This window comes from Bacteroides helcogenes P 36-108 (assembly GCF_000186225.1).
In the GTDB taxonomy this organism is placed as follows: Bacteria; Bacteroidota; Bacteroidia; order Bacteroidales; family Bacteroidaceae; genus Bacteroides; species Bacteroides helcogenes.
In genome coordinates this window covers 2681252-2695147 of record NC_014933.1, presented here as the reverse complement: position 1 = coordinate 2695147, position 13896 = coordinate 2681252, and the positions used below count along the sequence as shown (strand labels likewise).

Annotated in this window: 12 protein-coding genes; 6 read left to right on the top strand and 6 right to left on the bottom strand. The window is 39.0% G+C overall.

Annotation, left to right across the window (positions count from 1 at the left end; all coding sequences use genetic code 11):
• Positions 1-75: 75 nt before the first annotated feature.
• The 3 genes from BACHE_RS10935 to BACHE_RS10925 all read right to left on the bottom strand — a co-directional run bounded on the left by BACHE_RS10935 (position 76) and on the right by BACHE_RS10925 (position 2967).
• Positions 76-1431 (bottom strand): FAD-dependent oxidoreductase, encoded by a 1356-nt coding sequence (locus BACHE_RS10935; RefSeq protein WP_013547767.1) that lies wholly within the window; start codon positions 1429-1431, stop codon positions 76-78.
• Positions 1432-1434: 3 nt separating this feature from the next.
• Positions 1435-2025: a DUF417 family protein gene (locus tag BACHE_RS10930; RefSeq protein ID WP_013547766.1), complete on the bottom strand. Its 591-nt coding sequence runs from the start codon at positions 2023-2025 to the stop codon at positions 1435-1437.
• A gap of 84 nt (positions 2026-2109) precedes the next feature.
• Complete coding sequence (locus BACHE_RS10925) at positions 2110-2967, bottom strand: AraC family transcriptional regulator (RefSeq protein WP_013547765.1); 858 nt, start codon at positions 2965-2967, stop codon at positions 2110-2112.
• 101 nt (positions 2968-3068) lie between these two features.
• Here BACHE_RS10925 and BACHE_RS10920 point away from each other — a divergent pair, with 101 nt between their 5' ends.
• From BACHE_RS10920 to BACHE_RS10900, 5 genes are all read left to right on the top strand, one after another.
• Positions 3069-3776, top strand: coding sequence for a precorrin-2 C(20)-methyltransferase (locus BACHE_RS10920; RefSeq protein ID WP_013547764.1), 708 nt, complete (start codon positions 3069-3071; stop codon positions 3774-3776).
• Positions 3777-3868: 92 nt separating this feature from the next.
• Positions 3869-4264 carry a DUF1573 domain-containing protein gene (locus BACHE_RS10915; protein ID WP_013547763.1) on the top strand — a complete coding sequence of 132 codons (396 nt, stop codon included), beginning with the start codon at positions 3869-3871 and terminating at the stop codon, positions 4262-4264.
• 165 nt (positions 4265-4429) lie between these two features.
• On the top strand, positions 4430-6424 hold the full coding sequence (locus BACHE_RS10910) for an OPT family oligopeptide transporter (RefSeq protein WP_013547762.1): 1995 nt from the start codon (positions 4430-4432) through the stop codon (positions 6422-6424).
• Between the two features lie 13 nt (positions 6425-6437).
• Entirely contained in the window at positions 6438-7313 is an 876-nt protein-coding gene (locus BACHE_RS10905) for an alpha/beta hydrolase (RefSeq protein ID WP_013547761.1), read from the top strand.
• Between the two features lie 140 nt (positions 7314-7453).
• Positions 7454-8242: an N-acetylmuramoyl-L-alanine amidase-like domain-containing protein gene (locus BACHE_RS10900; RefSeq protein WP_013547760.1), complete on the top strand. Its 789-nt coding sequence runs from the start codon at positions 7454-7456 to the stop codon at positions 8240-8242.
• Between the two features lie 169 nt (positions 8243-8411).
• On the opposite strand, the gene BACHE_RS10895 is transcribed toward BACHE_RS10900, so the two are convergent.
• Together BACHE_RS10895 and BACHE_RS10890 are read right to left on the bottom strand one after the other, a co-directional pair.
• Positions 8412-10076 carry a S41 family peptidase gene (locus BACHE_RS10895; RefSeq protein WP_013547759.1) on the bottom strand — a complete coding sequence of 555 codons (1665 nt, stop codon included), beginning with the start codon at positions 10074-10076 and terminating at the stop codon, positions 8412-8414.
• Positions 10077-10087: 11 nt separating this feature from the next.
• Positions 10088-10798 carry an outer membrane beta-barrel protein gene (locus BACHE_RS10890; protein WP_013547758.1) on the bottom strand — a complete coding sequence of 237 codons (711 nt, stop codon included), beginning with the start codon at positions 10796-10798 and terminating at the stop codon, positions 10088-10090.
• A 220-nt stretch (positions 10799-11018) separates the two neighbouring features.
• On the opposite strand from BACHE_RS10890, the gene BACHE_RS10885 reads away from it, so the two are divergent.
• Positions 11019-12176, top strand: a complete 1158-nt coding sequence (locus BACHE_RS10885) for an AraC family transcriptional regulator (RefSeq protein ID WP_013547757.1) — start codon at positions 11019-11021, stop codon at positions 12174-12176.
• 8 nt (positions 12177-12184) lie between these two features.
• Here the strand turns inward: BACHE_RS10885 and dnaB are convergent, their stop codons facing one another.
• A complete protein-coding gene (gene dnaB, locus BACHE_RS10880) occupies positions 12185-13756 on the bottom strand; it encodes a replicative DNA helicase (RefSeq protein WP_013547756.1) in 1572 nt (523 codons plus the stop codon).
• Between the last annotated feature and the right edge of the window lie 140 nt (positions 13757-13896).

The following is a 13896-nucleotide window of genomic DNA, read 5'->3' as shown; positions in this document are numbered from 1 at the left end:
GAGCACAATATTCGGTAATTTTAAGGAGATACGCAAACTCTCTCCCTATAAATTACCATATATCATACTACAAATTTATAAGTTCATCAACTCATTCAGTGCCTCACTCATGCTTGGATGAGTAAAAATAAAGTCCCGCAGGAAAGTGTATTCTTGTCCCGTCTTCATAACCATGGCAACCAAATTAATGATTTCACTCGAATCCGGACCAAAAAGAGTACAACCCAAAATTTTATCTGTATTTGCATCCACAATGACTTTGAACAAACCATCAATATCACCCAAAGTTTTAGCACGTGGAATAGCAACTACCGGTAACGTATTTACCTTTATATCCAAACCTTTATTACGAGCCTCTTTCTCACTCATACCTATCCGGGAAAGAGGTGGATCAATGAATACCGAATAACTTACCGGTTCGCGATCTGTCATTTTGCGGTCACCTGCTCCAAATAAATCTTCACGTATAATCCTATAATCATCAAGAGAAATATATGTAAATTGCAAACCTCCTTTCACATCACCAATAGCACGAATATGCAAATTAGTAGTTTGCAGATGTTCGTTAACAATAATTGCACCCCTCTCATCCACTTCCACACCTGCTGCTTTCAGATTCAGTTCTTTCGTAGCAGGACATCTCCCCGTAGCAAACAATATTGCATCAGCCTCCAAATAATATTTTCCATCTGTTGCCGCATCTTGATAAACAACTACTGAATCATGTACAGACAATACACGTGCATTCAGACAGAAAACAATACCTTTTCGTCCTAAGACTTCCTGAACACTAGCTGCTATATCTCTGTCTTCTTTTGGAATCAATTCCGAATAACCTTCAAGTATCGTCACCTGTGAACCGAAAGAAGCATACATAGAAGCAAACTCCAGGCCTATATAGCCACCGCCCACAATAACAAGACGAGCTGGCAATTCCGTCATTTCCATAATGGTGGTGCTGGTATATACTTTCAGATTATCTCTTATTCCTTCTATAGGAGGAATAACTGTTTCTGCACCTGTATTAATATAAATTTGCGATGCTTGTAACAGGATAACATCCTCTGCCATGTGTACTTCCACAACATCCGACCCGACAAAAGAGCCTACACCTGTATATATTGTTATATAAGGATTATCTGCCAGATTATGGAAATTCTTTTGGCGTAGCAAAGAAGTTACTTCTTCCTTCTGCGTAATAGACTGGCGATAATATGCCTGCTTCGCGATCCAAGAAGCATTTTTATCTGCCAACTTCGCAGCATGTGCCAAAGTTTTTGTCGGGATACAACCAATATTGATGCAAGTGCCTCCATACATTTTATTCGAACGTTCTACTACAGCAACAGAGTAGTTACGCTTTGCCAACTCTAAAGCAAGCGTTTTACCACCTTTGCCGAACCCGATAATAATGGCATCATACTTTTTCATAACCTATTTCTTTAATTGATTCAATACTTTTTTCGCACTGTCCGACAGTATAACAATAGCTCCTGCAAGAATGGCTGTATCCTTTATCACCAAACGGCCTGCACCCGTCAATAATGGAAATCCATGTTCTCCACTTCCCAAATCAGGAACCCATACCTCAGGAGTAGTTACAAGAAAAGAAAGCGTACCAATAGTCATAATAACAGCTAATACGGCTCCTGCTAATCCGATCTTCGGAAAGAAAATCCCCATAAATGTAAGAATACCTATCATCATAATAAGAATGCCCAAACCATGGGAAAAGACATATGTATTATTCTCCACATGCCACCGATGTTTCACTTCATTGAACTCACCTTCCTTTAATTTATATTCCTTATATTCCGGTACATTCTTTGTATAAAAGAAACTCATAAAAGGACTGTTTGCCACAAAAGGAACAATCCCCTCCGCCTCATAATTCCAGAATTTCAAGCCACCAATCCACACAAAAATAACCAAAATGGCAACACGGATTAGATTAATACCAAGTTTTTGAACAGAAGCAGCAAGTGTCAACGCAGTCACGAACAGATTTTGCAATTTTGTTTTCATTTTCATTCTATTTTAATCAATTATTCAAAATAACTTTTTTGTTTTTGCAAAGTTCTCTGTTTTAGTACATATATGGAATAGCAATTATTCCTCAATTATTGGCAATTCTTCCCGTTGCACCCTTTTTCTATAATCCGAAACACCCTCTCCAGTCATCTTTTTGAAGAATCGGCTGAACGAAGCCAAATCTTCAAATCCTAGAATCAAGCCGATTTCCTTAGCACTTTTCCCTGTATATAATAACAGCCTTTTTGCCTCTGCCTCTATGCGTTCATGAATAACCTTCAATGGAGATGGAAGACTGCAAGCAGAAAACAAATTGGACAAGGTCTTAGGAGAACGGCAGAGAATATCGGCATAATCTTTTACTTGCTTTTTCTCTCTAAAATTCTGATCTACCAATACATAGAATTGACGAATAATATCAAAAGCTTTCTCGTCATCCTTTTTTACATCAAATTTCAGGCGAGCAATGCGCGTACAGGTTATGATGAAACGCTTCAGTACAATACGCAACATCTCTTCCTGAAGATTATCCTGTACGGAGGACTCCTGACGAAAAATACGAACGATATCATACAGGTTGAAGGACTGTTCGGTAGATAATGACAAACGCATAATCCTTGATGAACCATAGAAAAGAAAACCATTGCAAGATACTTCATTGTCATGCCCATAGATGCAATAAAAATTGCTATTGAACACAAAGGTCAGATATTCACCTTTTACTTCTTTCACCTCCAAATGATGCAATGGCGTCAAAGTAATAATCTCATTTTCAGACAGGCGCATTGGAATATGATCCACTTCTATTGACAATACCCCCTTCTGTACCCAAATAAACTTATATAATGTCTTGTCACATTTCAATGACATATTCTCATGAAAATGATATGTCATGGCTATATTGCCATTTAAACGTGTGTTAAACTGGTAATCCATAATAGATTCATTTAATAAATATAACAAAGATAGGGCATATCTTGTTTAGTACCGATTATTTCCTCAATTTTGTATCCTCATAATCTCAATTAAATAATCACATGCATCCAATCATCTTCGTATCTCTCGGTCCGGGTGAACCGGAATTAATTACCGTCAAAGGACTTAAAGCCTTACAAAAAGCCGACTGCATTTTTTGTCCTGAAACCCGTATGCAAGACGGACAGACTACCTCACGTGCGGCAAACATCATGCACCAACTGAATATTCCCGAAAATAGCATCCATCGTTTTCCACTTTCCATGAGCAAACAGCGAGAAAAAGCCATAAAAGCCTATGAGCATGTTTACATGGAAGCACTTTTATTGTATAAGAAAGATAAAAGAATCTGTATCGTAGCTGAAGGAGACGCAGGGTTCTACTCTTCCGTACATTATATTTTTGAGAAGATGCATGCCAATGGGATTTCGGTAATGCACATAGCCGGTATTCCCGCCTTCATTGCTGCCGGTGCATGGAGCGGGCTGCATGTTGCCAGCCAAGACGAACGCCTGACGGTCATACCCGGTATCGCTACCACAGAAGAAATAGAAAAACTGATCTGTGAAAAAACTGTAGTTATCATTATGAAACTATCCAAATGTACAGACGAAGTGCACCGATGCCTCCATTTGCATCCGGAATACCAATATCATTACTTTGAGAATATAGGAACTCCAAATGAAAAATATCTGAATGACATTCACCGGATAGAGACCCTTCGTTTTCCCTATTTTTCATTATTAATCATACGCCCAGATACCTTGTAAGAGGAATTTAATACAATTTTGCACATCATAAACCCTCTTTTAATGAGAATAGCTTACCTTTGCCCCTGTTATAATATAAAAAAGACAAGAACATGAAGAAAATTGCTTTCTATATGATGATGTTGGTCATGAGTATTGGATATGCTTATGCACAAGGAAAAGCAGACATTAAGTTTGAACAGACTACGCATGATTTCGGGACTTTCTCCGAAAATAGCCCAGTGGTATCTTATACATTCAAGTTCACCAATATAGGTGATGCTCCATTAGTTATCCATCAGGCTGTTGCATCCTGTGGCTGTACCATACCTGAATATACACAGGAGCCGATTCTGCCTGGCAAAACAGGTACTGTAAAAGTTACCTATAACGGAACAGGCAGATATCCTGGACATTTCAAGAAGTCCATCACTCTGCGTACCAATGCCAAAACAGAAATGATGAGATTGTTCATTGAAGGAGATATGACGGCAAAAGATGTCAAATAAGCGTTTTCACTGCAATAGAATTAGGAGAATTGAAAAATTCTCCTTTTTTTTTGCTTACTTTGAAGCCTATTTAAAGCCGCTTTTCAAAAGATGAAAAAATAGCTTTCTCTGAAAAGCCGCTTACATCCTCGAAAAGACTAATTATAATTTAAAATATATCGAACTATGAAACAAGAAGAAGAAAAGCCGATTACCGGACTGCCGGAAAGTGCTTTCCGTGAATTGAAACCGGGTGAAGTATATAATCCCTTGATGAGTCCGGACAAAAGATATTCTGAAGTAAACTTTTGGTCAATATCATGGGGAATTGCTATGGCAATCATCTTTTCGGCCGCTGCCGCCTATCTGGGTCTGAAGGTAGGACAAGTCTTTGAAGCTGCAATTCCCATTGCCATTATTGCCGTCGGCGTATCCGGTGCTGCAAAACGAAAAAATGCGTTAGGCGAGAATGTCATTATCCAATCCATCGGCGCCAGTTCCGGCGTTATCGTAGCAGGAGCTATCTTCACCTTGCCGGCCTTGTATATTCTTCAAGAAAGTTATCCCAAAGAAATTACCGTGACCTTCACACAAGTATTTATAAGTTCTTTATTAGGCGGCATATTGGGTATTCTTTTCCTTATTCCTTTCCGTAAATACTTTGTAAGCGATATGCATGGCAAATATCCTTTTCCCGAAGCTACGGCAACTACACAAGTGCTCGTCTCCGGTGAGAAAGGCGGCAATCAGGCCAAACCATTATTAATGGCGGGTATCATCGGCGGTATGTACGACTTCATCGTGGCTACCTTTGGCTGGTGGAATGAAAATTTTACTACCCGCATCTGCAGTTTCGGCGAAATGATGGCCGAAAAGGTAAAGTTAGTATTCAAAGTAAATACTGGTGCAGCCGTACTCGGTTTGGGCTATATCGTAGGATTGAAATACGCCTCCATCATCTGTGCTGGCTCACTGACCGTATGGTGGATTATCATTCCGTGCATGTCTCTTATTTGGGGAGACAGCATACTGAACCAATGGAATCCCGAAATTACAGACGCCATAGGAGTTATGGCTCCTGAAGAAATCTTCAAATATTATGCCAAGAGCATCGGAATCGGCGGCATTGCCATGGCAGGCATTATCGGTATCATCAAGTCATGGAGCATCATCAAAGGTGCGGTAGGGCTGGCAGCAAAAGAAATGGGTGGAAAATCCAATGCAGACATTCACGTAAAGCGTACGCAGCGCGACCTTCCCATGAAAATCATTGCCATCGGCTCTATTATTACGCTGGCATTGGTAGTATTGTTCTTTTACTTTGATGTAATGCAAGGAAATCTGATACACACTGTTGTAGCTATTTTACTCGTAGCCGGCATTGCTTTCCTGTTCACCACGGTAGCCGCCAACGCCATCGCTATTGTTGGTACAAATCCGGTTTCGGGCATGACACTGATGACATTGATTTTAGCGTCCGTAGTAATGGTGGCCGTCGGCCTGAAAGGTCCCGAAGGCATGGTTGCCGCACTCGTTATGGGCGGAGTCGTTTGTACTGCGTTGTCTATGGCAGGCGGATTCATTACCGACCTGAAGATTGGCTACTGGCTTGGCAGTACTCCTGCCAAACAGGAAGCGTGGAAGTTTCTTGGAACAATAGTCTCTGCTGCTACGGTGGGAGGGGTAATGATTATCCTCAACAAGACATACGGCTTCACCAGCGGACAACTTGCAGCACCGCAGGCCAACGCGATGGCTGCCGTAATCGAGCCATTGATGAACGGTGTCGGTGCTCCTTGGTTATTATATGGCATCGGGGCTATACTTGCCGTTATCCTGAATTTCTGTAAAATCCCCGCACTGGCATTTGCATTGGGCATGTTCATTCCGTTAGAGCTGAACGTGCCATTGGTAGTAGGCGGTGCAATGAACTGGTACGTGACCAGTCGCAGCAAGAATGCTTCCCTCAATACCGAACGTGGAGAAAAAGGGACCTTGCTTGCGTCCGGATTCATTGCCGGTGGCGCGTTAATGGGAGTAGTCAGTGCCGCCATGCGTTTTGGAGGCATCAATCTGATCAACGACGCATGGTTGCAGAACTCTTGGTCCGAAGTTCTGGCTCTCGGGGCTTATGCCGTCCTGATTCTTTATTTCATTAAAGCTTCGATGAAAATAAAATAAAAACAAGGCTACCATGAAGAAATTCCTAATTCTGTCTATATCGTTTATGACAACAATGTTATTTGCCCAAAATCCCATTGAGTTTCCCTTGTGGCCCGATGGCGCACCCAGCAGTAATGGACTGGATGGCGTGGAAGAAGACCTGGATGGCGGACGGATGGCTAATGTGGTCAATCCCTCTATCACGGTTTATCCTGCAGTCAAGCCTAACGGCATGGCAATTATCATGTGTCCGGGTGGTGGCTACGTCCGTCTCGCCATGAATCACGAAGGACACGATATGGCTTCCTGGTTCAATGCGCAAGGCATCACTTATATAGTCATGAAGTATCGCATGCCGAACGGGCATCATGAAGTGCCTCTTTCGGATGCGGAACAGGCCATGCTTCTTGTCCGCAAGCATGCGACGGAATGGGGTGTCAATCCGCAACGTGTCGGTATCATGGGAGCATCGGCGGGAGGGCACTTGGCTGCCTCGCTTGCCTCCCTTTACAGCAGTGAAAAGACACGACCCGATTTTCAAATCCTATTCTATCCGGTAATCTCCATGGTGAAAGGTGTAACCCATGAAGGTTCACGCAAAGGCCTCCTTGGAGAAAACCCTCCATTGGAGCTTGAACAGAAATATTCTCTTGAAAGACAGGTATCCTCACATTCTCCGCAAGCATTCATCATGCTTTCTTCGGACGATGGTGCAGTGCCTCCCATCAATGGCATCGGTTATTTCCTTGCCCTGCGCGACCAGAAAGTACCCGCCTGCCTGCACGTTTATCCCACCGGCGGACACGGATGGGGATTTCGCGATGGTTTTGCCTACAAACGCCAATGGACATGCGAGCTGGAAAAGTGGCTGCGCGAGGGGCTTGTGTTTCCGGTGGCCGAAAAATAAAAATAACGGTTACAAAAAAATTATCCTGTAATCTTGAATTTTAATCCCCCCGGATTAATCTTTTATGAAAAGGATGTAGTAAATTTGCTGCATCCTTTTTATTTTAAAGACAAATAGAATAATAATCAAAAAAGAAAACAATGAAAGTAATGACTAAACTTATGTTCAGTGCTCTTTGTGCTGCGGCAGTAATGGCTTCGGCGTCTGCACAAGATAAAAGCGTTATGCTGAGCAATGGGATAAAGTATGTAGATGTTCCGTACGTAGCTCATACGTTGGAAGTGGATGGCCCCGAAGAACTTATCATCAATTGCGATGAAGTGGATTGTACTACCCTTGTAGAGTATATTTTGGCTGAATCTCTCACTCCCAAACAAGCCAACGGTGATATTTCTGAAAGCGCTTTTGCGGACAATTTGCAAAAAATACGCTATCGTGACGGCAAGATTGACGGTTATACCTCGCGTCTGCACTACATTGCAGATTGGATTAACAATGGAGTACGCAACGGTTTCCTTAAAGATATGTCGGCAAGCTATTGTTCTGATACCGAAAAGCTGTCCATCTCTTACATGTCCTCCCATCCTGAGCAGTACAAGCAACTTACCAACTCTAAAGAGAATGTAGCAAAAATGAAAGAGATTGAGAAATCACTATCCGGACAAACCGTTCACTATCTTCCCAAAGCCGACCTGCCTGTCAAAGGAATGCCTTGGATAAAAGATGGAGATATTATTGCTATCGCCACTAATACTCCAGGATTGGATGTAGCCCACTTAGGCATCGCCTTCTATGTAAACGGTAAACTCACCCTATTGCACGCTTCTTCCACCCAGAAGAAAGTCGTTGTCTCAAAGGTTGCCCTGTCACAGATGCTGCAAGACAATAGCAAGTGGACAGGAATCCGGGTATTGAGAATGAAGAAATAAACACACCTTTTTATACATTTGTTTTATTTCCGCAATAAATATGTGCTACCAGACACATATTATTGCGGAAGTTTACATAATTACAACATCATCTAATCAAAAACTATTGTTCATTTCCTAAAAGAACAATTTCTTTCACAACATAACAAGAACTTTTATTTGCACAATTTTATTTTTTCTCCAAAAGTTTTATAGCTTGCTCCAATGTGCGATCAATGTGAGTTTTAGGCGAAATAATCATTTCATAAACTTCCTCCTCAGTTAGTGGCTCCAGTAAAACATCGGGTTTAATACCTACGCCTTCTATTACTGTGTGAGAGGCATCTTGCATTGCAAGCAAAGGCATATAAAATTCCAGATAACCGCCTACTTTTTCTCTCAATCCTCCATTGAACTGATCCGAATCTCCTAAACCAGCAGTTGCGCCAGCACTATAATGTCCTACAACGGTTACATGCTCTCCCTGGCTTTTTAACATCAAAGTACTAATTTCAGACATACTTGCACTCTCTTTATCTATAAGGATAACTATAGGGATTTCTTTTTTTATTCCAACATCTGTTGTTTTAGTCATACAAGGAATCCATGGAGTGTAACTGAAAGGATTATTATCTTCTTTAAATCTTTGATAACCAAAAACAGTATTTCGAGTGATAAATCGATCTATAAATGTTCTTGCATCAAGGACCATACCTCCACCATTTCCCCTAAAATCCAATATTATCTTTTTTATCTTACCTTCCCTGAGAGGAGTTAAAAAATTCTTGTAGAAATCTATCTTATATTGGCTATTGAGACCTTTATCTATATGTGAAAGAAAAATAGGATATTCACATGCAAACTGCAAATGCTTCATCAGGCGTTGTTTAAACCATTCTGTATAATCAGGATTTAAAACAAACTCTTGAATTTTATTTAATAGCAATAATTCGCTATTTATATCAGGGGCTTTTTCTTTTGCCTTAAATAAGGCCTCAATAAAATCCTCATCTATTCTTTCCGATCGATTAAAATCTCTCATTTTATTTATAGCTTTTCTTGCAACTTCAGACTTTATAAAAGAGTTGAATTTATTCACGCATTCCACGGATTTTTCAATCAGAATATTTCCTGCAGCAGAGTTATTCACTTTACTTGCAACAGTGTCTTTTATTTCTGTTTCAGCCAAATAGTACAGACTCTTATCATCTATTCCCAAATAATCATCATCAAACGAAAGTATATAATCACGACTTATTATAAATGATTCAAATCCGAAATAATAGATATCTGGATTATCCAACAAGAAACCACCCAGTATATCATTCTTTTCTCCAAAAATTCCCGTTATCGGTTGTACTCTGGATTTCATATATGCATACTTATATTTAAAAGGATAAGTATATATTGTTTCTTCATTTTTCATTCCACCTCGAAAATAGACACTCTTAAAGTAACTATGTGACACGGGAAATGATATTTTCACATAAAAATGTCGATCTATAATGGGATCAATGATGTCTTTAAAATATTGTATGGCTTTGTCACAATCCTCTGATATCTCCGCTCTACTGTATTGTTTATTCCTATTGAATGTCTTAAGCTCTTTAAATTTTGGAGAATATTCATTGTACACAACTTCCCAATCCTGCTTCTGCTCGTTAAAATAGTTGTATTTTTGATCCATGGTAGTCCAAAAAACATCGAAAAGATCGGAATATGACTTTATATCATCTTTCGTATATCGCCCTGGTTCCTTTACAGATTCAGGGGTATTTTCAACACAACTGATAAAAGAAAACAGTCCCAAAAATAAAACACAGAGTGCAGTCCATTTACTATTCTTTATTTCCATAATTCATAAAATTAAAATTTATAGGCAATGCCCAATGATATTATGCTTGAAATTCTATTTGATTTACGGTTTGAGGAAGTCTTTGCTTTATAAATATCACTAAATCCATACTGATATGTATATGAAGCAAAAACATCAATATTTCTAAAAGAGCAACCAATTTCTCCCTTACCTTCTATCCCAAATAAATTTCTTTTCAAGTTATTTTCATTTTTGCCAAAATCATACGTTTCACTTACTCTCATACTGATAAAAGAATTATCCTCCTGCAATTGTGCAAAAACAGGATAATCTCCTTGTCTATGCATTCTCGTAAAATATTCATAAAAAAGGCCAGCTTGAAGTTTTAGCCATATTCCCTTTTCTTTATAAGGATTATTGATAATATACAGCCCCACATTTAATGGTATATTTATAAAATTATTTTCATATAAAGTGTGCGTGCCTGTAATGTGATCTGTCTTTCTATATTCATAATTTCTCTGCATAAATCTCAGACCTGTTCCCACTACAAAATCTTGAAATAAATTATATTCAAAATTAACTCCCGTCGCAACTCCAGTCTTAGTTTCATAACATGTATTGGCAAGATTAGAAACATCACTATTCAAAACACTTTTGGACAAACCGATATCCAAACTTGCCCTAAATCTCTGCGCTTTCACTAATGAAGGAATCAGCATAATCCCTAATAGCATAAAAATTAATGTTGGTTTTCTCATAAAAAATAATTTTAAGTTATAAAAAAAACACTTTTTCATATATTTGTAGCAAAAGAATATGATATAAAATTATAGGAATAATATAAAAGATTGAGAGCATATAATTCAAACTAAAAGTCAAAACGTACAAAAATGAATAATGCTCAAATTATACAGAAGCAACATATTATTCAGTTATGTTACTTAATTTATTGATATATAATAAAAAGCCTCAACCAATATGTTAGAAAAAGCACATTTTTTTTTAAGTTTAATGATTTTCAATTTATGTTTTTGGGGTGGTTTAACTCTTTTACTTCACCCCAGAAGAAATAAAGCCAAACATATATTAGGATTAAGCATGCTATTTTGGGCACTTTTAATTGGGGTACATTTAACAATAAATCCATTTTCAGGTCAGCCTCAAACCATCTTACATCCAATTGTTCTAATTACAGGAAGTTTCGTAATAGCGACCACCACATGCTATGTAATAGAAATTTTGCGTCCTGGTTATCTTACTTGTAAACGCTTTCTTATTTTTATTTCACCGGCATTTGTTTGTACTCTCATATTCTGTATATATTGTCTCTTTAACGCAAAATATTCCAACCTTTTATTCGATAATACATTATTGACTTCTCCTGAAATTGACATCACTATCAAATATATATTGTTATTGGTTAACATCATGTATATGATTATTCCTATTTATCTGACAATCTGTTATAAAAAAGAGTACACTCGTTTTCTTATTGAAAATGTATCTAATCCGGAAGACTACGACTTAAATTGGTTAAACAGAACTATCATAGTTTTAACAGCAATGTACATGTTTTATTTCATATTATTATTAACTTATAACAAATTACTATACATCATCGACAAAAGTTGTATCCTAATTCTTTGGTACTATTTCTTTTATAAAGCCTTGTTTCTTAAAGAAATTCCCTGGCAGCATTCATTCATTTCTGGATGGGAAATTCCAATTCCTCAGGAAAAGAAAAGCCAAGCAAAAGACAACTACTGCAATCCTTCCAAAGCCACTTATATCCAAGAAATCAACCAATGGTTTGAAATGGAAAAACCTTATCTTTGTGGTACATTGAATCTTGCTGATGTGCAAAGAAAATTTCCGATTAGCCGTACTTACTTATCCCAACTATTTAATAAAGAATTAGGGACATCTTTCTCCGACTACGTCAATAACTTCCGTATAGAAGAAAGTAAATTTCTACTTGAGAATGAACCGAATACCGATATTACAGAAATAGCAATACGGTCTGGATTCAATGCAATCAGCACTTTCCGCAGAGCATTTACTAAACAAACCAATCTTTCTCCTTCTGAATATAAGCGAAAATGCAAAAAAGCACAAAATACAAAAAAGACTGAATAGTGCAAAAATCAAAACGGTAATGGTCCATCCGCACTCACTCCACCGAAAGGATTGTCTGTCTGCTGCGGAAAATCTGCTACAGAAGGAGGTGGCGGAGTAAAAGAACTACTTATAGGAGCATTCATGCGAGAACCAAATGTCGCTCCCCCTCCCTCTGTAGGAGGTGGAATCACCATATCATCTTCTGGATTCTGAAAACGTGTATATTGGCCGATAAACCGCAAACGCACATCTCCTACAGCACCGTTACGGTGCTTAGCTATAATAATTTCCGCCATACCTCTCAAATCACTTCCATCGGCAGACGTATATATTTTATAATATTCAGGACGGTGAATGAAGCACACCATATCGGCATCCTGTTCAATAGCTCCGGACTCACGAAGGTCACTCAACTGAGGACGCTTGCCTTCTTCGCCTTCACGGTTCTCCACACCACGGTTCAACTGTGACAAAGCTACAATGGGAATATTCAATTCCTTAGCCAATCCTTTCAGAGAGCGTGAAATGGTACTCACCTCTTCCTGACGGCTGCCAAATGCCATACCACTTGCATTCATCAACTGGAGGTAGTCAATAATAATAATTTTCACACCATGTTCACGTACCAGACGGCGGGCTTTGGTACGCAATTCGAATACGGACAAAGATGGTGTATCATCCACATACAACGGAGCATCCAACAAATCACGTAGTTTGTAGTCCAACTGCTGCCATTCATAATCAGCTAACTGTCCGCTTTTAATTTTTTCGCTTGGAATTTCGCATACATTAGAAATCAAACGATTCACCAATTGTACGTTACTCATTTCAAGAGAGAATAATGCAACCGGATTACGGAAATTTACAGCAATATTTTTTGCCATTGAAAGTACAAATGCCGTCTTACCCATCGCAGGACGGGCAGCAATAATGATAAGATCGGACCTTTGCCAGCCGGAGGTCATCTTATCCAACTTGGTAAAACCACTCTCCAATCCACTCAAACCATCAGTGCGAGCTGCTGCTTTCTGAATAAGATCATACGCTTCGGCTATAACAGGATTAATCTGTGTATAATCTTTTTTCATATTCTGCTGAGAAATTTCAAACAACTTTCCTTCAGCCTCCTGCATCAAGTCATCCACATCAAGAGTCACATCAAAAGCTTTGCTCTGGATATTACTAGTAAAGGTTATTAACTCACGAGCCAGTGCTTTTTGAGCAATGATACGGGCATGGTACTCTATATGTGCAGAAGAAGCTACTTTACTGCTCAGTTGGGTGATATAAAATGGGCCACCAACTTCCTCTAATTCACCGCGCTTAGAAAGCTGTTCTTTTACGGTAAGAATATCTACTGGCTTCTGATTTACGGCCAAGTCTGTAATTGCAGAATATATCAACTGATGTCGGTGTTCGTAAAATGACTCTGGACGGAGAATTTCACTTACCAATGAATAAGCATCTTTTTCAATCATTAAAGCACCTAATACGGCTTCTTCCAACTCCGGTGCTTGCGGCTGAATACGTCCATAATCAGTGATTGGTTGCGATGTCTTGCTCTTTGGAGCACGGGATGTTCTTCTTTGTTCTGCCACGAGAATTAAATATTAAGCGTGAAATAATATCTGTTTTTCTTTCTTTTCAGAGAAAGGAAGAGCAAAGATAACTCTTTTATTTAATCGCCCGATGATCAAATGGTGAGAAGTTGCTATTTATTTATTAACTTTGCGACATC